18 protein-coding genes are annotated in these 23,304 nt (G+C 63.3%); 2 read left to right on the top strand and 16 right to left on the bottom strand.

Translation table 11 applies throughout. From position 1 onward, the window contains the following. Positions 1–7: 7 nt before the first annotated feature. The 12 genes from HNW77_RS06550 to HNW77_RS06605 all read right to left on the bottom strand — a co-directional run bounded on the left by HNW77_RS06550 (position 8) and on the right by HNW77_RS06605 (position 15,631). Positions 8–778, bottom strand: coding sequence for an SDR family oxidoreductase (locus tag HNW77_RS06550; protein ID WP_172156245.1), 771 nt, complete (start codon positions 776–778; stop codon positions 8–10). A gap of 237 nt (positions 779–1,015) precedes the next feature. Further along, positions 1,016–1,915: a glucose-1-phosphate thymidylyltransferase RfbA gene (gene rfbA / locus HNW77_RS06555; protein ID WP_172156247.1), complete on the bottom strand. Its 900-nt coding sequence runs from the start codon at positions 1,913–1,915 to the stop codon at positions 1,016–1,018. After that, on the bottom strand, positions 1,912–2,988 hold the full coding sequence (gene rfbB, locus HNW77_RS06560) for a dTDP-glucose 4,6-dehydratase (RefSeq protein ID WP_172156248.1): 1,077 nt from the start codon (positions 2,986–2,988) through the stop codon (positions 1,912–1,914). Before rfbB ends, rfbA begins: the two co-directional genes overlap by 4 nt. Positions 2,989–3,194: 206 nt before the next feature. Further along, positions 3,195–4,346 carry an acyltransferase family protein gene (locus tag HNW77_RS06565; RefSeq protein WP_172156249.1) on the bottom strand — a complete coding sequence of 384 codons (1,152 nt, stop codon included), beginning with the start codon at positions 4,344–4,346 and terminating at the stop codon, positions 3,195–3,197. 198 nt (positions 4,347–4,544) lie between these two features. Beyond that, positions 4,545–5,135: a polysaccharide biosynthesis/export family protein gene (locus HNW77_RS06570; RefSeq protein WP_172156250.1), complete on the bottom strand. Its 591-nt coding sequence runs from the start codon at positions 5,133–5,135 to the stop codon at positions 4,545–4,547. Between the two features lie 59 nt (positions 5,136–5,194). Further along, complete coding sequence (locus tag HNW77_RS06575) at positions 5,195–6,571, bottom strand: outer membrane beta-barrel protein (protein WP_172156251.1); 1,377 nt, start codon at positions 6,569–6,571, stop codon at positions 5,195–5,197. A gap of 13 nt (positions 6,572–6,584) precedes the next feature. Beyond that, positions 6,585–8,063 carry a flippase gene (locus tag HNW77_RS06580; protein WP_172156252.1) on the bottom strand — a complete coding sequence of 493 codons (1,479 nt, stop codon included), beginning with the start codon at positions 8,061–8,063 and terminating at the stop codon, positions 6,585–6,587. Then, positions 8,063–9,214 carry a glycosyltransferase family 4 protein gene (locus tag HNW77_RS06585; RefSeq protein ID WP_172156284.1) on the bottom strand — a complete coding sequence of 384 codons (1,152 nt, stop codon included), beginning with the start codon at positions 9,212–9,214 and terminating at the stop codon, positions 8,063–8,065. Before HNW77_RS06585 ends, HNW77_RS06580 begins: the two co-directional genes overlap by 1 nt. Positions 9,215–9,233: 19 nt before the next feature. After that, the gene (locus HNW77_RS06590; protein WP_172156253.1) at positions 9,234–11,408 is read right to left on the bottom strand and encodes a GumC family protein; all 2,175 of its coding nucleotides are present in this window, start codon (positions 11,406–11,408) and stop codon (positions 9,234–9,236) included. 41 nt (positions 11,409–11,449) lie between these two features. Continuing rightward, complete coding sequence (locus HNW77_RS06595; protein WP_172156254.1) at positions 11,450–12,265, bottom strand: WecB/TagA/CpsF family glycosyltransferase; 816 nt, start codon at positions 12,263–12,265, stop codon at positions 11,450–11,452. A gap of 38 nt (positions 12,266–12,303) precedes the next feature. After that, positions 12,304–13,803 carry an exopolysaccharide biosynthesis polyprenyl glycosylphosphotransferase gene (locus HNW77_RS06600; RefSeq protein WP_241694328.1) on the bottom strand — a complete coding sequence of 500 codons (1,500 nt, stop codon included), beginning with the start codon at positions 13,801–13,803 and terminating at the stop codon, positions 12,304–12,306. Positions 13,804–14,152: 349 nt separating this feature from the next. Beyond that, entirely contained in the window at positions 14,153–15,631 is a 1,479-nt protein-coding gene (locus tag HNW77_RS06605) for a mannose-1-phosphate guanylyltransferase/mannose-6-phosphate isomerase (protein ID WP_172156255.1), read from the bottom strand. Between the two features lie 319 nt (positions 15,632–15,950). Between HNW77_RS06605 and HNW77_RS06610 the strand changes: the two genes are divergently transcribed. Then, positions 15,951–17,282 (top strand): UDP-glucose dehydrogenase family protein, encoded by a 1,332-nt coding sequence (locus HNW77_RS06610; protein WP_172156296.1) that lies wholly within the window; start codon positions 15,951–15,953, stop codon positions 17,280–17,282. Between the two features lie 101 nt (positions 17,283–17,383). Here the strand turns inward: HNW77_RS06610 and HNW77_RS06615 are convergent, their stop codons facing one another. From HNW77_RS06615 to HNW77_RS06630, 4 genes are read right to left on the bottom strand one after another with little or no spacing between them, the layout of a single operon-like run. Further along, the gene (locus HNW77_RS06615; RefSeq protein WP_172156257.1) at positions 17,384–18,349 is read right to left on the bottom strand and encodes a glycosyltransferase family 2 protein; all 966 of its coding nucleotides are present in this window, start codon (positions 18,347–18,349) and stop codon (positions 17,384–17,386) included. Then, the gene (locus HNW77_RS06620; protein WP_172156259.1) at positions 18,346–19,551 is read right to left on the bottom strand and encodes a glycosyltransferase; all 1,206 of its coding nucleotides are present in this window, start codon (positions 19,549–19,551) and stop codon (positions 18,346–18,348) included. The genes HNW77_RS06615 and HNW77_RS06620 overlap by 4 nt, the downstream gene beginning before the upstream one ends. Then, complete coding sequence (locus tag HNW77_RS06625) at positions 19,548–20,690, bottom strand: glycosyltransferase (protein ID WP_172156261.1); 1,143 nt, start codon at positions 20,688–20,690, stop codon at positions 19,548–19,550. Before HNW77_RS06625 ends, HNW77_RS06620 begins: the two co-directional genes overlap by 4 nt. Positions 20,691–20,732: 42 nt before the next feature. Beyond that, complete coding sequence (locus HNW77_RS06630) at positions 20,733–21,842, bottom strand: GumK N-terminal domain-containing glycosyltransferase (protein ID WP_172156263.1); 1,110 nt, start codon at positions 21,840–21,842, stop codon at positions 20,733–20,735. A 315-nt stretch (positions 21,843–22,157) separates the two neighbouring features. On the opposite strand from HNW77_RS06630, the gene HNW77_RS06635 reads away from it, so the two are divergent. Beyond that, positions 22,158–23,304, top strand: a 1,147-nt coding sequence (locus HNW77_RS06635; RefSeq protein WP_172156265.1) for an acyltransferase family protein, incomplete at its 3' end; no start/stop codon positions are given.

The following is a 23,304-nucleotide window of genomic DNA, read 5'->3' on the forward strand; positions in this document are numbered from 1 at the left end:
GTCGTGACTACTGCGCGGTATAGCCACCATCAATGACCAGTTCGCTACCGGTCATGAACTTTGACTCATCCGATGCCAGGAACACGATGCCGTAGGCAATGTCATCGGGCTCGCCCAGATGGCCAAGCGGGTGCAGGTCAACCAGCTTCTGCCGGGCGGCAAGCTGGTCGGGGGTTGCAGCGGTCAGGCCCTGCACCATGGGGGTCCAGATATAGCCGGGATGCACGGAGTTCACGCGGATCTTGTAGCCCGATTTGGCGCAGTGCAGCGCGGCCGATTTGGTGAACAGCCGCACGCCGCCCTTGCTGGCATTATAGGCCGCGAGCGTGGGGTCGCCCACCAGCCCCTCGATGGAGGACAGGTTGATGATCGACCCGCCGCCATGCGGCTTCATGGCCTCGATGGCGTAGCGCGTGCCTAAAAACACGCCATCGAGATTGACCGCCTGCACGCGCCGCCACTCGTCAAGGCTGGTCTGCTCGACCGTGCCGGTATAGGCGATGCCCGCGTTGTTGACCGCAATGTCCAGCCGCCCGAAACGCGCCTGCACGGCGGCCATGGCCTGCTGCCAACTTGCCTCATCGGTGACGTTGAGCTTGACGAACATCGCCTCGCCACCGGCGGCTTCAATCTCGGCCACAACGGCCTCGCCTTCGGTTTCCTTCAGGTCACCGATGACAACCTTCGCCCCCTCGCGGGCCAGAAGCTGGGCCGTGGCCCGGCCAATGCCGAGTGCGGCCCCGCTGACAAGGGCGACTTTTCCCGATACCCGTCCCATGAATACTCTCCTGCTGTCCATGAACCTGCGCAGGCGCCCCGGCAATCGATCCGCCTGGCCCGCCAGGTTTTCCTTACCCTGCCGGATCTGCCCGCATGCCTCAATGACGCGCATCAGGCTCTTCTGAATATGAACGCTGGCCTGAAAAAAAAGAATGCCGCCCTTTTTCTCAAAAAGGCGACATCCGGAAACCTCTATTCTTTATAGAGGCGTTTCATGAAAGGCGCGGCCCCGCCCTTACCCCTCGCCATGGGCAATGGCCATGAGCGACTGGCCGAGTTCGGTCTTGATCATGCCCCGGGCATAGGCTTCAAGCCCTGCGGCATCAATGAACCCCATGCGGAAGGCCACCTCATGCGGCGAGCCCACCAGCAGCCCCTGGCGGGACTGGATGGTCTGCACGAACTGCCCGGCCTGCATCAGGCTGTCGGGCATGCCGGCATCAAGCCACGCGCAGCCGCGGCCAAGGCGCTGCACATGCAGTTCATCGGATTGCAGGTACAGGCGGTTGAGATCGGTAATTTCAAGCTCGCCACGCGGCGAGGGCTTGAGGCTGCGGGCATATTCACGCACGCGGCCATCATAGAAATACAGTCCCGTCACCGCCCAGTTTGACTTGGGCTCGGTGGGTTTTTCAACAATATCGAGGGCGTGCCCGTTTTCTGAAAAGTTCACCACGCCATAACGCTCGGGGTCGCGCACCTGATAGGCAAATACAGTCGCCCCGCTCGGCCGGGTGGCGGCGGCGCGCATCTGCTTGCCCAGGTGGTCGGCAAAGATCAGGTTATCACCCAGGATGAGCCCGCAGGGAGAATCATCAAGCCAGTCATCGGCAATGACAAAAGCCTGGGCAATGCCATCGGGCGCAGGCTGCTCGCGATAGGTGAAGGTCACCCCCATATCCGCGCCATCGCCCAGTAGGCGGCGGAACAGCGGCAGGTCGGCCGGGGTGGAAATGATCATGATATCGCGTATCCCCGCCAGCATGAGCGTGGAAAGCGGGTAGAAGATCATCGGCTTGTCATAGACCGGCAGCAACTGCTTGCTCACCGCCAGTGTCATGGGGTGCAGGCGCGTGCCCGACCCGCCCGCCAGAAGAATGCCCTTGGTCGGTTTTGCGCTACCGTGTTCGCTCATGCTGCTGTTCCCATCTTGTCACCTGTCTGGCCAAGGCGCTTGCCATCGTAGCGGGCGGCGCGGATGCCCTCCCACCAGGCGCGGTTATCGAGGTACCACTGCACCGTGCGGCGGATGCCGTGCTCAAAATCATGCTTCGCCCGCCACTCCAGCGCCTGCTCGGCATGGGTGGGGTCGATCTCGTAACGGAAATCATGGCCCGGACGGTCATGCACATGCCGGATCAGGCGCGCGTGGGGGCCGGCAAGATCGGGGCGCAGTTCATCAAGAATGGTGCAGATCGCCTCGACCACCTGCATGTTGGTGCGCGGCTGGCGGGCGCCGATGGCGTAGGTCTCGCCGGGCTGGCCGCGCTCGACCGCGCGCACGAGTGCCTCGGCATGGTCCTCGACGAACAGCCAGTCACGCACGTTCTGCCCGCTGCCATAAACCGGCAGTTCGCGCCCTTCGATGGCGTTGATGGTCACCAGCGGGATCAGCTTTTCAGGGAAGTGCCAGGGGCCGTAATTGTTCGTGGTGTTGGTGACAAAGGTGGGCAGGCCGTAAGTATGGTACCATGCCCGCACCAGATGGTCGGATGAAGCCTTGGAGGCGGAATAGGGGCTACGCGGGTCATACGGCGTGTGTTCGTTAAACGGCGGGTCCCCCATCTCGAGCGCGCCAAAGACTTCATCGGTCGAGATGTGGTGGAAGCGGAACGCCTTGCGACGGGCCTCATCTTGCCGCATCCACCACCGGCGCGCGGCCTCGAGCAGCGTATAGGTGCCCACGATGTTCGTGCTGACAAACGTGCCCGGCCCGTCGATGGAGCGGTCGACATGGCTTTCGGCGGCAAGATGCATGACCGCGTCGGGCGCGAACTGCTCGAATACGCGGTCCATGGCCTGCTGGTCGGTAATATTGGCCACCTCCAGCCGGTAGCGACCGCTCTCGGCGGCATCTTCCGTCGCTTTTATACTGGCCGCATAGGTCAGGGCATCCACATTGAGGATCTCATGCGTGGTGTGCCGGACCAGATGCCGCACCACCGCCGAGCCGATGAACCCGCAGCCTCCCGTTATCAGTATACGCATTTCCTACTCCTTCCCCTTGCCGCGCCAGCCGGATGACAGGCTCCGGCCCGCGCGGCAGGCCAATTATTTCGCATGGTTACGCCAGACGGAAATATTGGCAATGATATCAGAACCACCATGACTTAACACTACAGTTAAGGGCGCTTGTATGTCATAAATATGAATAAACCCTACCTTCGATCGTGGCGCTCCGGGGCAGGCCCGGATCAGGCCATATGCCGTGCGGCCGTCATGGCCTCGCGCGCATCGATGCGCTGCATGATGCGCCGCCCCAGGCGCTGGGACGGACGCTCGACCAGATGGTAACAGACCACCCCCACCAGCAGGCACAGGGCAGATATGGCCACGACCGCAACCAGCCCTCCGGCCAGATCAAGCTGCCGCAGCCACGGCCCCATGCCCCAGGCCAGAATGCCGATGATGAGGTAATGCGTCAGGTAAAACGAAAACGATATGCGCCCCAGCCACACCACCGGCGCCGAGGCCAGCAGCGTATTGACCACCCCGCGCTGGTAGGCCAGGCCAAAGACCAGGACAGTAAACCCGAACACGTCACACACCGGCACGACCGGAAAGAACAGGGTCACGGCAACAAAGCCCACCGCGCCCCATGTAAGGGCCGCCGCGTAACGCGCCGTGCTGTCGGGTGCCAGGTGATAGACGCGGTACAGCACGACCCCGGCGGCAAAACAGAAGAACATGCGAACGGCACCAAACGTGCCCGTGGGGTTGTTGTTGGCGTGGTGGGCGGCAAACAGGATCACCACCAGCGCCGTGAGGCTCGCCGCGCACAGGGCGACGGCACTGCGCACCGACGTGATGCGCATCGCCACCATGGCCAGCATGGGGAAGAGGATATACCCCAGCACTTCCGCGCTCAGCGTCCATGATACGATATTCCACTCCCCCAGTTTGAGCACCGTCCAGCTCTGCACCAGCAACAATGTCTGCACGAAGCCGGGCCAGGACAGGTTATGCGCCCTGTAGGCAAAAGCGGGGTCACTATAGGCGCGCTGCATGGCCACGTAACCGGGCGCAAACAGCACCAGCGGCACGATGGCCAGGAGCACGACTGTATTGAGTGGATAGACGCGAAAGAAACGGACAATAAAAAAATCCCGTATCACCCGCCAGGTGGGCATGCGGAACTGCGCCTCATGCACATGCATGAGAATGAAGCCCGACAGCACGAAGAACAGGTCAACGCCCCGAAAGCCGTTGAACAGGAAAAGCGAGTGCAACAGCCACGGCATATGCAGTATATCGGCAGCCAGACCATAGAAATGGGTGGTGAAAACCCACAGCGCCGCAACACCACGCACTCCTGTCAGGCTGGGGATGGAACGGGCCCTGGGCATGTGATTCCCCCTTCAGAGACTGTTTGAACAAACAGTTCATCAACATAAAAACAATAAAAGTTGCCAGCCGCCGCCTTTATTTCAAATAAGGCGGCATGTGCGCAGGCCTTATAAAACAGACCTCCGCAGAAACTGGCTTATGCTGGCACGATGCTTTCAGGCCCACCCCGGAAGGCGCCCCCTGCCGCATGCGCCCGCCTAGAAGAAGCGTTCTTCAATCGTCACGACATCACCGGGCAGCAGCACCGTCTCGCGTGAGATGCGGCCTTCATGCGCGGGGGTATCGAGGTCTTCATGGCGCACGTCGTTTGCGTGCCCGGTCACGGCACGGTAGGTAAAGCCGCCCGCAAGCGCCACGGCAGTGAGCATGGTCATACCCGGCTGGTAGGGATACTGGCCGGGGTGATTGACCTCGCCCAGGATGTAGATCGGCCTGTACTGCGCCACCTCGACCGACACGCTGGGCTGGTAAAGAATGCCCTTGCTGGCCAGTTCGGCGGCAATGCGCTGCGCAAGCGCCCCCGGCGCCGAACCCGCTGCCGGAACGACCCCAAGCAGCGGAAAATCGATATTGCCGTTGTCACTCACCGTAAAAGTATTGCTCAACTGCGGATCATTATAGGTAATGACACGCACCTGATCGCCCGGCCCGAGGTGATAGGCCCGGCCATCCACCGGGGCAAAGGACTGTTCGCGCCCCGATGCGCATGAGCCTAGCGCCAGCAGGGCCGTGGCACCGATTGCGTGCAGTATTCCAGGCCGACACGTTTTCCGTATCATTGCAAACATGGCCACTCCCAAATCATTCAATGCTGTTTTCCTCTTTCCGGGTGCGGGCCATGCGGCCCTCAGCCGGAGATGGAAAAACCCAATAGTACCGTATTGCTCGTAAACGTCGAAAGACGCCCCGGGATGTTCAGGTAATTCACGTTTCCGCCGGATGTGGCGTTATTGACATAGTTATAGGTAAGTGAGGCACGCACATGGCGATCGATGTTCCAGAACACCGTTCCGCCAAAATGAATCTGTTTTTGCAGCCGGCTGCCCGCAAGGCTTGCCATGGCCGAGCCCTCCACCTGCTGGCCGGACTGGGAACTGCTTTCGCCAAACTCGCCATAGGCGCGCACGAACACGTTGTGCCGCAGTTCATGATCCCATTGCAGCCGTACGTCGGTAATGACCTGGTTGCGGGCGAAGGGAGTTTCTGGGTCGCTGATATGGCGCGCCGCGGTCAGCGTCACGGTATCGATGCGGCGCGGCATCCACGCCACATTGGCCTCGAAGGTGGGCGTGCTGACCGAGGGGCTGTAGCCATTCCTGAAGCTGCGCGTCTCGCCACCGACAAGCAGCCGGTACTGCCACACCTGCCCCCGGCGGAAGTCAACGCCCACAAACCCCGCCCCATCGGCATAGTTGTTGGTCGAGGCCTGGACCGCCTGGTCAAACTGCGCGGCCGATCCGCGCAGCACGGCAACAAGCGCATCCCCGCGCGAGAACTCGTAGCGCGAGGTCAGCGATCCGGTCTCGACCTTGTGGCTGATCGAATCATAATCGATCGAAATCGGCCCCGGCGCCGTGCCGAACGAGAAATCCTGATAGTCGAATGCCGGGATCAGGCTGAAGCGCCCGAACACCTTTGTATAGCTCAGCCGCCCGTCATTGACCTGGTACGGCACGGGATAGACCACCCCGTACACGCCCAGATTGGTGGCCGAAAGGTGGTACTGATAATGCGAAAACGCAGCGCTGAGCGTGTCATGCCCAAGGTTGAGCGAACCGCCGATGCTGCCGTGCCAGTTGGTGTAGCTGGCTATGGACTGGGTGGGGTAGCGGTGGTCATCCATCCCCACCGAGGCCCCGAGCGCATGCCGCCGCCAGCGTGAACTGGCACTGACATTGGCCGATGTCTGCACAGCCGGGCTGCCGGAGCCGGGAATGCCCAGCGTATTGGTGTTGTAGCCCACGTTTTCCGAAGCACTCGGCCTGAGCAGCCAACTGCCCATGCCGATCCCGTCACTCTGCTGGCCCATCATCTGGTGGGTCACGACCGAGCCGGTCAGGTCGGTGGAATAACCCGGCACATCGGAGGGAAAAAGCTGCTGGATCAGCTGGGCATGGGCCGGGTGCGCATGCAGCCCCACCCCCAGCGCCACCATGCTCCCCACCGACCCATACCGCAGGCCACGCCGCACCCCGCCGCGACCCCGCAACCGCACTACCTTCATACCCTGCCCTAACCTAACCTGTAATCGTAACACGGGGCTTGCCCCCCGCGCGTGGGACCAACCGGCGCACCATGTCATGCAGCCCCGGGTCCAGCCGGTAGGCGGCAAACGCCATTGCCAGCCCCGCCACCGCGGCAGCCCCCGCCGAGACCAGAAGGGTCATGGGAACAAGCAGACTCACAACCAGTGCCCCTGTCATAATCATCATCCCTGGCACAAGGCGCCAAGTCTGCCGTGACAGGCAATCCGACAACAGGTAAAGCGCAACTAAATTAATCGTGACCCGCAGGGTCCACGCCGCCGCGGCCCCCGGCAGCCCCCACCATCTGATGAAAAGCCACAGCACGCAAAAGAACGGCAGGATCTCCACCATCGACACCTTGGCCGTGATATGCGGCCGCCCCTGCCCCTGCAAAAGCCCGTACGGCAGGAAGGCAATGCCGTTGGTCCAGGCCCCGAACATCAGGATCTCGGCCACCGGGCGCGAGACATCGGCAAAGTTGCCGCCCACCCACATATGCAAGAACGCCCCCGAAAACACGATGCCCGGCGCGCAGATGAGCCCAAAGCCATAGGTGAGCGACGACGTGGCCCGGCGCGTCAGGTCCACCGCCTCGCCCCGCTCGGCGCGTGACAGGCGCGGAAACAGCGTGCGGGCCAAGGCGGTCGCCACAACCTGCGAGCGCATGGCCAGGTTCATCGGCACGGTGTACTGCCCCACCGATGTCACACCCAGCGTGGCCCCGATGATAAGCTGGTTGGACGTATCAAGCAGCGGGTTGATCAGGCTCGATATGCTGACCCACGAGCCATAGCCCAGCAGGCGCTTGAGCCATGTCACGTCAAAGTCGAGCGGGCGGATGGGCCATTCCAGCACCATCACCACGCAGTAGGCCAGCACGATCATGCCCAGCCGCGACAGCACGATGGCAGGCAGCACAACCGTAAGCTGTGGCCCCCAGATATGGATGCAGACCAGCGGAATGATCTGGCCCGCCATGGTGGTGGAGGAATTGAGCATGTTGGAGAGCAAGAAGCGCTCGCGCGATTCCATCGCCCCCGTGGCCACGCCATTGATCATGCCCAGCGGCAGCATCACCGTCATCCACGGATAGGCATGCCGCGTTTCGGCCATCAGGTCGGGCGGTATGCGCACGAAGTGCAGCAGCACCATGTCGCCAATAGGATACAGGATCAGCCCGCCCAGCGCGCCCAGGCCCAGATTGCTGTAAAACGCGGTCATGAGCACGGGCGAGCGCTCGCGTGATGAGGCATGACCCAGTTGCGCCAGCGCATTGGCCGAGGCACGCGACAGCCCGAAATCAAGAAACCCCAGATACCCCAGCAAGATCCATGAAATGGCAACGATGCCATACCGGTCCGTGCCGATCAGGTGCAGGTAGAACGGCACCGTGCCCAGCGAGACGACGATGGGGAAGATGGAACCAAAGACATTGAACAGGAAATTGGTGGAAAACTTGTTCCTGGCCATCACTCCGCCCCTGCCGCGGCCATGTTGGCTTCAGGCCGGGCGCGGCCGAGCACCTGCTGGTACAGCTGCGCATATTCATGCGCCACGCTGTGCCAGTCATAACGGCTGGCCACATCCATGTTGCGCGCCCGCAGGGCATCCGCCGTCTCGGGCAGGGCGGCGGCCATGTCCTCGGCCGCGCGCGCGCCGGGGGCAAGGTTGCCAGGGTCCACCATCACGCCTGCCGCCCCCTGCTGCATGAGCCGCGCAAAGGGCGTGATGTTGCTCAGGATGGGCACGAGCCCCGCCGACATCGCCTCCACCGCCGCAAGGCCAAAGCCTTCATGCGCCGACAGGCAGCCAAAGAAGCTGGCCTCCCCCATCAGGCCGCGCAGTTCGGCATCCGACGGGCCGGGCACGATGCGCAGGCTGTCCTCTATGCCGCAGGCGCGGGCCTGTGTGCGCAGGTCATCGGCCGTGAGGTTGGAATCCTGCCCCGCCACGATCACGTTCCAGCCGGTATTATAGGCCCGCAGCAGCGCCACGAGCTCAAACAGCAGCTTGAGGCGCTTGTGCACCGCAAAGCGGCCAAAGGCGAGGATGGTGCGGTTGGGCGTGCGTGACGCCGCATCGCGGAAGCGGGTCTGGTTGATGCCGTTCTCGATGGTGACCAGGCGGCCTGCCGCAACATTGCGGAACAGGTCGGCATCGCTGTAGCTGCACGCCACGATCTTCCTGTACGCCCGCACCGAGAGGGGGGTGATGGTGCGGAACCAGATCTCCTTGATGCGCCTGAGCGCGCCGGTGTGGAAGAAGCCGCCATGCGTCGAGGCGATCATGGCCTTGCGGTGCAGCGGCCATGTCCAGGCCAGGAAATCAAAGAAGAAGTCGATCGCGTGCACATGCAGCAGGTCAAACCCGCCAATATGCCGCAGCACCTGCGGCGCCAGCGGGTATTTGGTCGAGCCCCGCCACGCCAGCCGGGTGACGGGAATGCCATCGACCACATCGCGGTGCGGCAGCTTGCCGGGGCGCCCGAATACGGTGTCGAGCGTCAGCACCTCGGCGTCGATGCCCAGCCGCTGGCGCTGGCTGCGCGCGAGGTTGAGCAGGGAGTCTTCCAGCCCACCGACCGAAGGGCTGAACTGGCGGCAGATATGCAGGACTTTCAATGTTTCATCCCCCCGTTTTTCAGTGTTCATCAAAACGGCTCAGGATCCTGATATCCCTGTTGCCGTAACTGTAGCCCATCACGTCCATCGCGTTATCCTCCACCATGGTGGCCACCACGCCGGCGAGGTGCGCGCCACAGGCTTCAAGCCGCTCAAGGCAGGCCATGACGGCACGCTGGGCCGTGCTCTTCCACCGGCACACGAAGATCACCTGATCGGCCATGTTCGCATGCACCAGCGCATCGCTCAGCCCCAGCAGCGGCGGGCAGTCGATGATGATGAGTTCGTAGGAATGCTTGAGTTCGACCAGCATCGCGCGCAGGCGGCGGATCTCGACAGGGCTGAAGGCATGCTCGATGGTCCGGCCCGCCGGGATGTAGTCAAACCCGGCCTCGGGGTCGGTGCGGATCACATCCGCCACGCGCACGCCACTGCTCACCAGGTCGCTCATGCCCAGCGAGGGGCGGCCCGTGGTGCCATCGGTCAGGTAATGGTCGAGCATGCCGCGCCGGTGGTCGGCGTCGATCACCAGCACCTTCTGCCCGCCGCGACGGGCCACGGCGGCCATCCACAGCGCCAGCGTGCTCTTGCCTTCCTCCGGCCCGGCGGAGGTAATGGCAAGGCAGAGCGGCTGGCCGCCTTCATGCACCCGCATGGAAAGCTGCATGACCAGGCTGCGCACCGCCTCGGTCGCGCGCGAATAGGGGTGGTCGAGCACATGGCGACGCACGGTCTGCTCGCTGCGCCCGCCCACCTTGGGCACCACGGCCAGCAGCGGCAGCGGAATGGCGGCGCGCAGGCGCTCGATCTCGGTAAAGCCCGCGGTGAAGTAATCGCGCAGCAGCACGGCCCCCGCGCCTGCGGCAAGGGCGACTGCAATCAGCCCGATGCCAAGCTTCTTGCGGTTGGGGAAGCTGGGCACATCAGGCGCCGAGGCATGAGAGACCATGGCGATGGGCGGCTGCAGCAGGGCCGCGCGGTCCACCACCTCCTTGGCATGTTCAAGGAAGGTTTCATACACCGTGCGCGCGCTCTGGGCCTCCTGGTCGAGCGTGCGGTATTCCGCCTGCGGGCCGCTCTGCCCGCCTGCCTTCTCGCGCAGCAGGTCAAGGTTCTCGTTCAGGCGGTCCACCTCGGCGCGGGCGGAGATCTGGTCCTCGCGGATGGTGTTGAGCGCGGCCTGCGTCTCGGCGGCGAGGCTGGCCCTGGTGGTTGCGATCTGCTGGTCAAGCGCGCGCAGGCGGGGGTGCTGGGGGCCGTAGGTCGCGGCCTCCTCCTGGCGCGTGCTTTCAAGCTGCATGAGCGAATTGGCGGTGGCCACCAGGATCGGCTCCTGCGACAGGGCCACGGCGGCGCGCGCATCGCCCCGGGCTGCCGCATCCTTCAGCGCGTCGGCGCGGGCCTGGGCTGCGGCAAGGCGACCCTGCGCCTGGCTGAGGTTGGAGGCGGTATCGGCAATCTGGCGCTCGATCAGCGGGCTTGAGGTGCTGCCCTCGTTCGTATTGGTCAGGCCGTGGGCGTTATCAAAGGCGTTGGCCTTCTGCACTGCATCGAGCCAGCGCTGGCGCAGGGCGGCGGTGCGGCTGTCGAGCCACGCGGCCACGCGGTTGATGTCCGCTGTCTGGCGTGCCAGCGCAATGCGCTGGTAGTTGGTCACCACCGCATCGGCCAGCGCTGCCGCGCGTGCCGGGTCGCCATCGACCACGCTGATGTCAAGGATCTGGGTGCGCGGCTCGGGTGTGATGGTCAGGCTGTTGAGGAAGGCGTCCTCCTCATGCATGCGCTGCACCTGCGGGTCCACCGGCTTTGCCACGTGGCACATGAAACCCAGCCCCATGTGGCACAGCCGGTCACGCAGGCCGGCATGGGCGGGCTGGGCGGGGGGCGGCAGTTGCGCCAGCACGGCGGCAGCCACGTCGCGCGAATGGATCATCGCCGCCTCCGTCGAGACCAGTTCGTCATCCGGCGGCGTCTGGTTCTGCTGCTGGCCGTTAGGCGCGAGCGGGTCCTGCTGCGCACGACCCGCCACCACGACCGTGGCCGTGGCCGTGTAGCGTGGCTTGAGCGAAAGCGTGATCGCCCCCCCTACCCCCACCACGCCGAGCACGGTCAGGGCAAACAGCATCCGGTGCCGCAAAAAGGCGCGGCATGTCTGGCGAATGACGAGGCCGACATCCTGTGCGGTCCATGACATTGAAGGGTTCCGTCCCTGTATGGAAACATAATTCATGCTGCTTACCCGGCGAGTTTCCGTGAGAGGGGGGAGGCCGCCCGCAAGCGGAGCCTGCGCTGCAGGTAGACAAGGACATAGAAGCCGAACACCGGCAGCCCCAGCACGTAGCGCCGCCACAGCCTGCGTGGCTCGCGCATCAGGCGCACCAGCCATTCCAGCCCCATATTGGCCACCCATCGCGGCGGCCTGCGCACCCGGCCCGCCGCATGGTCAACCAGCGCGCCCGCCGTAATGAAAACGCCGGTGGGCAGGTGGTCGATATTGTCACGCAGCCAGATTTCCTGCCGGGGCATGCCCATGGTCAGCAGGATGATGTCGGGCTTTGTGGCCAGCAGCCGCTCAAGGAGTTGCGTGGACTGGCGCGAGCCGGGGGTGAGGTCAAAAAAACCATGCTGCGTGCCCGCTGTCCGCACGCCGTAGCGGGCAGAGAACGCCTGGGCTGCCGCATCGACCACGCCCGGCTGCCCCCCGATCCAGAACACCGAAGCCTCAGGCCCGAGGCGCTCAAGCACCGGGCCGATCCATTCCGGCGGCGTGGTGCGCGCCAGCGCGCGGCCGGTCAGCACGCGGGCGGCAAGCTGCACGCCCGCGCCATCGCAGAACGCGATATCCGCCCGGCGGAACAGCCCGCGCAGCCACGGGTGCTTTTGGGATTCGACCACCATATGGGCATTGGCGTTGACAATGGCCATCTTGCGCCCGCCCTTTACGGCATCGATCACGCGCGTGACAATTTCAGCGCGCGTGATGTCATGCAGGGGCAGGCCCATGACATCAACAATCGCATCATCCAGTTTTATTTCCGTATTCGCGTTCATTTTGAATACACCGTTCATCATTATTGCAGTTCAGGAATTCAGAACGCATTGCGTGAGAAAATTTCGCGCTTGATGGTCAGGAAGATGATCTTCATGTCCAGCCAGATCGACCAGGCGCGTATGTATTCCAGGTCCAGCACCACGCGGCGGCACAGGTCCTCGCGCGTGACAAGTTCGCCGCGCGAGCCGTTGATCTGCGCCCAGCCGGTAATGCCGGGCTGCACGCGGTGGCGGGCTACGTATTCTTCCATCGCCTCATGCAGCAACTGCCCGCCCGCGCGGGTCTGGGGGGCGTGCGGGCGGGGGCCCACGAGCGACATCTCGCCCCGCAGTACGTTGAACAGCTGGGGCAGTTCATCAATGCTCAGCCGCCGGATCACACGCCCCACGCGTGTTACGCGCGGGTCGGTGCGCGAGGTCTGGCGCGCGGCCCCGCTATCGGCCATGTCGGTGTACATGGAGCGGAACTTGAACACGTTGAAATAGCAGTTGTTGAAGCCCTGGCGCGGCTGGCAGAACAGCACCGGCCCGCGGGAATCAAGCTTGATGGCCAGCGCCACGAGGGCAAGGACGGGCGCGATCGCAATCAGGATCAGCACGCTGGCACTGAGGTCGAACGCGCGTTTTTCCAACATGTCCCACTCGCTCAGGGGCCTGCGCTGCAAGACCGTGAGCGAAAAGGGCCCAAAGCGCTCGATGGGCCAGAAATGACTGTTTTCCGTCATCAGCGTGGGCACTACATACACATCGGCCAGCACGCCGCGCAGCCGCCACAGCACATCCATCACATGCTGCTGCCCGCCCTCGGCAGGGGAAAAACTCATGATGACGGCATCAATGCCATCCTCGCGCCCGCGCTGCACGAGTTCATCGATCGTGCCGTCAACATTGGCGCCCTGATCATCAAATACGCCAACAAGGCGAAACATGCGCTGCATGCGGGTATTGATGCGCGCGGCCATCTGGGTCGCCTCCGCGCCTGAACCGATGATCGCCACCTTGCGCGTCAGGCGATGGGCCATCGCCTCCGTGTGCATAACATAAGTACCGATGATCCGTTCAGCCGCCAGCGCCACGACAACAAAAACCAGCCATTCGCCGCCCATGCGCACCGAAAGGCCCACTGGCCAGGACAGCATGACCAGAATGGCGCAGAACACGATCAGGCCAAACACGACGGGCGGCGCCAGATAGCGCAACTGGGAAGAGAGCCTGGTAATATCGGGAATGTCGAGCAACGGCACGTTCTTGGGGAACAGGAAAAACGCCCCGCCTGCCATGACATTGGCCAGCAGGAGCGCGCCGGACAGTTCGGGCGTATCATAAAAGCGCTGCCAGGCGATGCAGGCCACGACGGCAAGGCACACGCACATCGCATCCGACAGCACGACCACCTGCGACACGACGGGGTGACGGTAGGAAAAGCTGCTTTCACCCGCGCGGTACATCAGGCGCCACCGCGAAGAGATGCCATCGACCCCCGTTGATAGCGACAGGTCGGATTCACCATTTTCCAAATGCCTGAGTGCCTCGCTCATTTTGAAACATCTCCTGTCAACGCGGGCCGCGGCCTGCCACCGGATACAGCTTCCCTTGTCATTCGCCTGCATGACGCGATGCGGGCGCAAACACTCCCCACTCTTTTATTGTTTTCATGTCTTTTGGGGCATCAGTTCCCGTAGCGGCATTATTCTGGGTATTTTAGGGCCAAAATATGTCATTGTCGCAGTATGGAAACATGATTTGCCCGTCACGTCTTATTTATTAAAAAATTCACAAACTGATGGAACCGTTATTACAACGAAACGAATGGCCTGTACCCCGGCTCCATCCTTCTGCCATGGGGCACGCACGCGCCGATGCGCCTGAATGCCCCATGCCTGCATGTTACTGCCGTCCGTATGTATCCTCGAAGCGGACGATATCGTCTTCCCCAAGATATGGCCCGGACTGCACCTCAATGAGAGTCAGGGGAATGCGGCCTGGATTTTCCAGGCGGTGCATACAGCCTAACGGCAGATAGACACTTTCGTTTTCCTGTACCAGCAGATTTTCCTCATCACGCGTGACGAGGGCCGTGCCGCTGACCACGACCCAGTGCTCGGCGCGGTGGAAATGCTTCTGCAACGAGAGTTTCTGCCCCGGATAGACCACGATGCGCTTGACCTGAAAGCGCTCGCCCTGGATCAGTCCCTCGTAAAAACCCCAGGGCCGGTAACAGCGATTATGAATTTCGGCTTCCGTCCGGCTGGCTTTTTTAAGCTGCGCCACAAGCGCCGAGACATCCTGCGCATAGTCACGGTGGATGGCGAGCACCGCATCGGTCGTGACGACAAGCACGATATCGGTCAGCCCCGCCACCGCCGTCAGCATGCCCTCGCTGCGCACGTAACAGTTATGGGACTGCTCGAGCACCACGTCGCCCACGACCACGTTGCCGCCGGCATCCTTGTCGCCCAGTTCCCACAGCGCATTCCAGTTACCGACATCCGACCAGCCAAGATCGGCGGGAATGACCAGCGCGCGGTCGGTGCGTTCCATCACGGCATAATCGATGCTGACACTCGGGCAGCGCAGGAAGGATTCAGCGTCTAGCCTGCGAAAGGTCAGGTCATGCTGGCTGCGCTCGAGGGCCGTGCGCACATTTTCAAGCACATCGGGCTCATGCCGCGCCAGTTCGGCCAGCATGACCGAGGCAGGCGCTACGAACATGCCCGAATTCCACAGGTATCCCCCTTCACGCAGCATTTCGGTCGCGCGCAGGTGGTCCGGTTTTTCAATGAACCGGGTCACGCGGTACACGCCCTCATCGGGTCGATCGGGGTGCAGCGGCGCGCCGGTGCGGATATAGCCATAACCCGTCTCGGGCACGTCGGGCTTCATGCCGAAGGTGACGATATAGCCTTCCCGCGCCACTTTCGCCGCCTTTTCCAGCACGGCGGGCAGGCGCTCGGGATAGCGGAAGGCGGCATCGGCAGCCATGATCCACAACAGGGTCTGGGGATTGTCCTGGGCTGCCACGAGGGCTGCGGCGGCAATGGCGGCTGCCGTGTTGCGCACCGCGGGCTCAAGGATGATGCGGCCGTTTTCGCACCCGTTCTCACGCAGTTGTTCGGCTACGAGAAAGCGATGCGCCTGGTTGCACACCACGATGGGCGGGGCAAAGGCCTCGCCCGTGGCGCGTTGCAGGGTCTCACCGATCATGGTCTGATTCGAGGCCAGCGCCCAGAACTGCTTTGGGTGGCTGGCGCGCGAGACGGGCCACAGCCGCGTGCCCGTGCCGCCTGAAAGCACGATGGGCGTAATGGGCGGCAAGGCGGTTTCCGGCCTGGGTACGGTTACATCCGTCGCTGTCATAAACGTCATGGATCGTGTCTCCGTCCTGCGGGTTTCATGTCGCGCTGGCACGCTGCCCCCGGTGGCGGGTGGCAGATGCAATCCGGGGCGGACATTCATGTGGTGAACGCACTAAGCCAGAATTTTTTTGTCAAGAATGTGGTGGGCAAACATATTTTTGTCGTGTTCATGCCCTTGTGTGTCACTGGCATGAACTATTCGGCGCGACGGAACCGACATGCCTTATTACTTTTTCATTGTTTCAAGCTGATTTGAAAAACGCTACACGCGGGCCTGCGAGTGAAAGCAGGTTCACAGACAGACCAGGGAGGTCCAGGTGCGAATTGCTATGATCGGTGGAGGCTACGTGGGGTTGGTCTCCGGTACATGTTTTGCGGAGTTCGGCACGGATGTTGCCATTGTTGAAACCAACCCCGACCGTCTGGCCGCCCTGCGTGAAGGGCGCATTCCGATTTACGAACCCGGCCTCGACCGCCTGGTGGCGGAAAACGTGGAGGCCGGGCGCCTGACGTTTGGCGATGACATCGCCGCTGCCGTAAAGGGTGCTGACGCCGTGTTCGTGGCCGTGGGCACGCCCTCGCGCCGGGGCGACGGCCAGGCCGATACGAGTTATGTCTATGCCGCGGTCGAGCAGGTCGCGCGCGTGGCCGAGGGGTATACGCTGATCGTAACCAAATCGACCGTGCCGGTGGGCACCGGGCGCGAGATTGCCCGGATCGTGCATGCGACGCGGCCGGACCTCGATTTCGATGTCGCATCGAATCCCGAGTTCCTGCGCGAGGGCAACGCCATTGTCGATTTCATGAAGCCCGACCGCGTCATCATCGGCATCGACCAGTCAAAGCCGGGCGGCACGGAGCGCGCGCAGAACATCCTGCGCAAGCTCTATCGCCCGCTTTACCTGCTTGAGCGCCCCATTGTCTTCACCGGGCTGGAAACGGCGGAACTGATCAAATACGCCGCCAATTCCTTCCTGGCCATGAAGATCACCTTCATCAACGAGATCTCCGATTTGTGCGAGAAGGTGGGGGCTGACGTGAACGATGTCGCCCGCTCCATCGGGCTTGACGGGCGCATTGGCAAGAAGTTCCTCCACCCCAGCCCCGGCTTTGGCGGCTCGTGCTTCCCCAAGGATACGCGCGCGCTGACCGCCATCGGGCGCAATGCGGGCTCGCCCGTGCGGCTGATCGAGACGACGGTTGCCGTCAATGAACTGCGCATGAAGGCCATGGGCGAGCGCGTGATCGCGCTGGCCGGTGGCGACGTGAAGGGGCTGACGGTTGGCGTGCTCGGCCTGACCTTCAAGCCCGAGACCGATGACATGCGCGAGGCCGCCTCGATCGTGGTGCTTGACCAGCTCGACAAGGCGGGCGCGAAAATCCGCGCCTTCGACCCTGCAGGCATGGAAACCGCCCGCCCCGTGCTGCCCAAGGGCGTGACCTACTGCAAGGACGCGCTCGATGCCGCCACGGGGGCGGATATTCTGGTGGTGCTGACCGAGTGGAACGAATTCCGCTCCCTCTCCCCCGAGAAGCTCAAGGCCCGCATGACCGGCCGCAAGGTTGCCGACCTGCGCAACATCTGGGACCCCGAGAGCCTGAAGGAAGCAGGCTTCGACTACATCTCGCTCGGGCGGCCAGACGTGGTGCACACCGCCTGAAACGCCATCCGGGCCATGCAGGACATGGCCCGGACCAGACAGGACAGATATAAAGACATCAGGGGAAGCACAGACGCTTCCCCTGATGTTTTTTCATGATTTCAGGAATGGCAGAGGCGGCGCCGCAGGGCCGCGCCAATCTGGCGCATCATGGCAGGCAGGAAGGCCGGGCGGTCCATGGCGCGCTTCATGATCGCGCCAAGCGCCCCTGAGCGCAGGGCGACCGATACGAAGTGGGAATCATCAAGCCGCTGCAATCCCTCCGCGCGCTGGCGCAGCAGGTCCACCAGCACGGGATCATTGCTGATGCGCGGGTCACGCGCCAGCGCCAGCGCCATGTCACGCATGTCGCGATAGGCGATGACGGTGCGCGACATGCCTGAGGCCCGCCCGCTCACGCTGCCCTGGCGCTGGGTGTAGAGATAGGTGGGCTGGTCGATCAGGCACAGCCGCCCCCCCGCCAGCAGGAACGAGACCACCAGCAGAAAATCCTCCCCATGCCGCACCAGCGGGTCATAACGCAGGTCGTGGGCCTGAAGGAACGCACGCCGGAACATCGGCTTGAGCAGGCCCCAGTCAAAGCCACTGCCGCCTGAACGATTATGGCGCACGTAATCACGCAGGCTTACGGGCTGGAGCGGCACCTGCCCTGCCCCCATTGCGCGGCCCGTTACCTGACCTGCCATGGCGTCGTAATAGCCCAGATCATCGGCCACGGCATCACAATCGCCCTGTGCTGCGCGCGCCGTGAGCACGGCAAGCCGGTCAGGGGCAAAGGCGTCATCGCCATCAAGAAAGGCGACCCACTCCCCCCTGGCCGCGGCAAGGCCGGTATTGCGCGCAACCGACGGGCCGCCATTGGCGGGGGTGGACACAACGCGGATGATGTCATGCGCACGCGCCACCCGGCGCAGCAGGTCGGGCGTGCTGTCGGTCGAGCAGTCATCCACCACCACGATCTCAAGCGGCGGCTGCGTCTGCTCCAGCGCCGAATTGACGGCCCGCATGATGAAGTCCTGCGCATTATACGCCGTGATGATCAGGGTGACGGACATGGGAGCGGTCATGGGGTTCGTCCTGTCATGCTATCGTAAATCTTCTCCAGCATGCCCGCCCAGTAGGACAGGTCATGATGCTTCGCCACGAAAGCGGGGCCGGCTGCTGACATGCGCGTGGCCAGCGCGTCATCACGCAGCAGCCGGATCAGGTAGGCGCTCAGCGCTGCCACATCGCCCTCGGCAAAGGCAAAGCCGGTCCTGCCATGTTCGATGCCCTCGGTGGCGCCGCCACGGGCGGATGTGACCACCGGCACGCCACTGGCCTGGGCCTCGAGCAGGACAAGGCCCATGCCCTCGGCATCGCCATTGGCCGCCGTGACGCTGGGCAGGCAGAATACCCGCGCCTGCGCCAGCAGCGGCTGCATCTGGGCTGCGGAATAACGGCCATTGAACGTAATGCCCCCGATATCGGCGGCAAGCCCTGCCAGCATGTCGCGCTCCGGCCCGTCGCCTGCAATGAGCAGGCAGGCATCGGGCACCTGCGCGCGCACGCTGCGAAAGGCCTCGATGAGGTAGCGGCAGCCCTTTTTCTCCACCAGCCGGCCAGCGAACAGGATGACCGGCCCCCGCTCGGCCACGGGCGGCCCGGCGGGGTGAAAGCGCGTAAGATCAATGCCGATGGGGCAGACATGGATGCGCTGTTCAGGCAGGCCCGCGCGGATCGCGGCCTCGCGGATGCTGTGCGACACCGCGACGTAATTGACCTGCTCGATACCGGCCAGATGCCTGAGCCTGCGCGGATAGGCCCGCCAGCGCTGGCCGCCACCCCCTGCGGCAAACCATTCCATGCGCGTCGTGATGTCCGACCCATGCAGGGTGACCAGCAACGGCACGCCCAGCGCATGCGCCACAGGCCACGCCTCCACCCCGTCAAAGCCGAAATGGGCATGCACCAGCCGCGGCGCGAAGCTGCGCGCCAGGGCGAGCATGCCCGGCACCGGACGCTCGATCATGCGCGATGCCATGCCGGTCAGGCGCTGCACAAACGTAGGCGGCCCATCATGCAGCGCGCGCACGTCCATGCCATCAAGCGGCAGCTGACCTATGGTGCGCTCGCCCAGCAGCACGGGCCGCCAGCGCCGCAGGCCACGCGCCTGGTCGCGCACGAATGTCTCCGACAGGGGCAGGATCTGGGTGCGGTAGATCGCAACCGTGGGCGCTGTTGCATCCGCCATGACCGACCCCGCACCTGCCTCGGCCATGTCGTTCATGCCGCCACGGCCTCGCCGGGGGCAGGACAGGCCTGTCCACGATGGCAGGCGCGGTCGGTGCGCGAGGATTCATGGCCAAAACGGCGCACCAGCGGCGCGAGCAGCACGCCCAGCACCGCATCCTTCTGCATGGCGCGCGGGCCGAAGGTCCAGAACGAGCGCTCACTATACCCCCCCGCGCGCACCAGCCGCACGAAGGCGGCAATGCGGCGCGGCAGGCTGGCCGAACACACCTCGGCGCGCGCGGCGTAAAGCGGCTCGAGCGCGCCCCAGGCCCGTGCCGCAGTGCGCGCGCGGGTGCGCAGGGTTTCGGGCCATGAGGGGGTCAGGGCCAGATCGGCAAACAGGTTGCTGTCCTGCACCGTCATGCGCGCAAGATAGCGGTAAGTATCGGCCCGGTCTTCCAGCCGGTAGCGCCAGCGGTCAAGGAAGGTGGGCTTCGTGCGCTTGCCCGAACCCACCGTATTGCCGCCATGCAGGCGGTATTCGGTCAGTTCCTCATCAATATAGGCAATCGAGCCCACGCCGGATGCCACCAGAAAATAGAACAGGTCATGCCCCATTTCCTTGCCGGGGTTGTAATGGTCGCGCATGCGTGGCCACAGGGCGCCCGCGGGCTTGAGGTCGGCGCGGAAGGTCTGCATGTACCCGTAGGAAAAGCTCCACGGCTGCAGGGTCAGCGGCCGGGCCACGGGCGGCATGGGCGGCGTGGCATAGAAGGTGGAGATGGACCTGCGGTTTTCATCAACGAGGCGGGCGTTGTGATAGACCATCATCACATCAGGGTCCTTGACAAAGACCTCGCGCACGCGGGCAAGATTTTCGGGCTTCCAGTAATCATCCTGATCGCAAAACGAGATCAGGTCGCCCGTGCTCAGCGTGACCGCGTGCATGAAATTGCCCTTGTAGCCCAGCCGCGTGGCATTGCGGTGCACCTGCACGCGAAAAGGCGCGTTACGGGCAAAATCGGCCACGATGTCGAGCGTTGCATCGGTTGAGCCATCATCGGTCACGATCAGTTCGGCCGGCAGGCAGGTCTGCGCCGCCAGGCTGTCGAGCTGCTCGCGGATATGGCTGGCCCCATTATAGGTGGCCATGACAACGGAAATACGGGGACCGGGATCACCTGCCTCACTCATGTTCTCGCTCTTTCCTGTGCTTGCGCGGGGCTCGGCCTGCGCTCAGACATGTGTGTCGGGATATGCTTCGGGGGTCAGGATGCGCTGCACGATCTCGGGCCAGCCATGGGCCTCGAGTTCGATCACGTCCGATGAGCACAGGGCATCGGCAATGGCCTGGCCGATCGAACGGGCATCGCCCGGTCGGTAGCCATACCGGCCGGGCGTGTCATTGAGCGCGAAATCGGGGCATACGGCGGGAATGCCGAACAGTGCGAACTGCCGCAGCTTGAGCGATGTATCGAGCAGGTAGCGCGGCGTGTTGGCATCGCGGTAGGGCGCTATGCCAAAATTCGCGTGCTGCAGATAGGACAGCGTCTTCTCGAACGCCATCTCGGGGTGGATGATGATGTTGGGCGCATCAAGCCCTTCGGTTGCGCGCCCCGCGCCGATGATGTGAAAATCGATATCGGGCCGCAGCGCGGCCGCGATCTGGAAAAAAGTCTTGTCGAACAGCATCGAGCCGATCGAAACGCAGCTTATGCGACCGGGCGCATAGGGATCGGGATAGGATTTGCTGGCAATGCTGCGATCGATGCCATGGGGCGCAAACACGGCCGAACGCGCATGGGGCAGGCGTTCAAGCAGATAGCGCGAGGGCATGCGCACGGTGTCGATCATATCGAAATTACGCACGAAATCATTCTTGATGGTATCCGCACAGCCTACGACCTCAAGGTCATCGGACATCAGGTAGATAATGCGGGCAGCGGGATTAAGTTTCCTGACATCGCGGATAAATATTGGCGCCATGCCCGATTCAATAAAAACCGTATCGGCGCGGCGTATCCACCGGCGCGCAATGGCGGGCAGCATCTGCCGGTAGAGCCAGAACAGACCGCGCTCAAGGGGGGCCAGCGCCTTTCTGCGCATGTTGAAGGGGTGCCATTTCATGCGCCACAGGTAGCATTCCACGCCATCGACCGTTTCCACCTTATTGGCGCGGGGGGCAAGGTTGGCGCGCGTATCACCGCGCCGCAGCGACAGGTCACTCAACCCGATGGACAGGAAGGCCGTTGGCCCGCGACGCGCCATTTCCGCTGCGATGAAATGAATACTTGCCTTGCGCAGACTACGAAAATCATGAACGGAAATGAACAGCGACCGTGTCATGGAAAGGTGTACTCCTGCCTTGCAACCATTCTTCATGCTCCTGCGCAACGACAGGCGCGCCCGCCAGTTCATTGTCGTTGCGTGAACATATGCGAGAGCACCGGCGGCCCCTTTCACGCAGGCGCCAAATCCACCTGCACATTGCGGCAGGATCATGACATGATCGTGCCCTGAAAAAGGCGCATGGACAAAGAATTGTGTAGGCATATTTCTTGTGTTTTCTTCATTTATAGTCTGATACGCTGTGCCCGCCATAGCACAATCACTGTATTGCCTTGATCACACCATGCCGCGCATGCACCGGGGGAGCCGACAATGTCGTCTGTGACAGAAACTTCGGGAACGGAACGACATTATCTGCACCAGCTCACCTCCCTGCGCGGGGTGGCGTGCCTTGTGGTGCTGTTTGGCCATGCCATACAGGTCTTCCGTTACCACAACCCGCAGCGCACGCCGGTGCAGGGGGGCGTGCATGACCTCATCACCTACGCGTTCAATGCGGAGGCGGCGGTGGTGCTGTTTTTCGTGCTCAGCGGGTGCGTGCTCTCGCTGTCGCTGCGCAAATATGCGCATATGACGCCGCGCATCGTGGGCAGCTTTTACATCAAGCGCATTTTCCGCATCTATCCGCTGCTGTGGTTTTCCATCGGCCTTGCCGTGCTGAGCATGGTGGTCGCGCGCGGTCTGGTGCCCGATGGCGTGTTCGTGGGCTGGCTGGCGCGCAACCTGCACACGCCGGTCTCGGTGCGCAACACCGTCGCCTCGCTTGCGGGCGTGTTCACCCGCTATAACGGCCCGATGTGGTCGCTGCGGGTCGAACTCATGTACTCGGTCGTGTTTCCGCTGCTGTTCGTGCTGATGCGCGGGCGCACGGCGCGGGTGGTGACGCTGCTGGCGCTTGCTGTCATCGCCCTGCTGCCGGTACCGCATGAGGTGGGCACGGTGTTTGCCCTTTCCTTCGGCCTTGGCGCGCTGATTCCGCTGCTGCCGGGCACGCTGGGCCGCTACCACGGATGGTATGCGCTGGCAGCCCTGGTCGTGCTGCTGTATGACCGTTACGCGCTGGCGGGGCTGCACCTGCCCGAGCGCATTGCCGACATGATCGAGACCCTGGCCGCCTTTGTCGTGATCCGCGACCTGTATGCATCAGGGCGGCAGTACCGCATCCTGCTCAGCAGGCCGGTCATCGTGGTGGGCGAACTGTCTTATGGCATCTACCTCATGCACCTGCCCATCATGCTGATCGTGTTCACGCTTGCGGGCCAGCGCATGGGCACGGCTGCACTCCTGGCCCACCCGTCGCTGACCCAGTTTACGCTTGGCGTCGTGACCGCCGTGCTGACCACGGCACTGGCGGGGCTGACCTACCGCGTGCTTGAACTGCCGCTGCACAATATCGGGCGCAGGCTGGGCCGCGCCGTACTTGATGTCGCACCCGCCCGCCCCCTTCCCCCCACCCAGG

This window comes from Komagataeibacter melomenusus, assembly GCF_013155395.1.
GTDB lineage: Bacteria > Pseudomonadota > Alphaproteobacteria > Acetobacterales > Acetobacteraceae > Komagataeibacter > Komagataeibacter melomenusus.

Coding starts and splice junctions, on each gene's coding strand:
- HNW77_RS06550 (WP_172156245.1), bottom strand. CDS start 778: ATGGGACGGGTATCGGGAAAAGTCGCCCTTGTCAGCGGGGCCGCACTC.
- HNW77_RS06605 (WP_172156255.1), bottom strand. CDS start 15,631: ATGACGTTTATGACAGCGACGGATGTAACCGTACCCAGGCCGGAAACC.
- HNW77_RS06630 (WP_172156263.1), bottom strand. CDS start 21,842: ATGACACGGTCGCTGTTCATTTCCGTTCATGATTTTCGTAGTCTGCGC.
- HNW77_RS06625 (WP_172156261.1), bottom strand. CDS start 20,690: ATGAGTGAGGCAGGTGATCCCGGTCCCCGTATTTCCGTTGTCATGGCC.
- HNW77_RS06570 (WP_172156250.1), bottom strand. CDS start 5,135: ATGTTTGCAATGATACGGAAAACGTGTCGGCCTGGAATACTGCACGCA.
- HNW77_RS06565 (WP_172156249.1), bottom strand. CDS start 4,346: ATGCCCAGGGCCCGTTCCATCCCCAGCCTGACAGGAGTGCGTGGTGTT.
- HNW77_RS06580 (WP_172156252.1), bottom strand. CDS start 8,063: ATGGCCAGGAACAAGTTTTCCACCAATTTCCTGTTCAATGTCTTTGGT.
- rfbA (WP_172156247.1), bottom strand. CDS start 1,915: ATGAGCGAACACGGTAGCGCAAAACCGACCAAGGGCATTCTTCTGGCG.
- HNW77_RS06595 (WP_172156254.1), bottom strand. CDS start 12,265: ATGAACGCGAATACGGAAATAAAACTGGATGATGCGATTGTTGATGTC.
- HNW77_RS06575 (WP_172156251.1), bottom strand. CDS start 6,571: ATGAAGGTAGTGCGGTTGCGGGGTCGCGGCGGGGTGCGGCGTGGCCTG.
- HNW77_RS06615 (WP_172156257.1), bottom strand. CDS start 18,349: ATGACCGCTCCCATGTCCGTCACCCTGATCATCACGGCGTATAATGCG.
- HNW77_RS06600 (WP_241694328.1), bottom strand. CDS start 13,803: ATGAGCGAGGCACTCAGGCATTTGGAAAATGGTGAATCCGACCTGTCG.
- HNW77_RS06620 (WP_172156259.1), bottom strand. CDS start 19,551: ATGAACGACATGGCCGAGGCAGGTGCGGGGTCGGTCATGGCGGATGCA.
- HNW77_RS06590 (WP_172156253.1), bottom strand. CDS start 11,408: ATGTCATGGACCGCACAGGATGTCGGCCTCGTCATTCGCCAGACATGC.
- HNW77_RS06610 (WP_172156296.1), top strand. CDS start 15,951: ATGATCGGTGGAGGCTACGTGGGGTTGGTCTCCGGTACATGTTTTGCG.
- rfbB (WP_172156248.1), bottom strand. CDS start 2,988: ATGCGTATACTGATAACGGGAGGCTGCGGGTTCATCGGCTCGGCGGTG.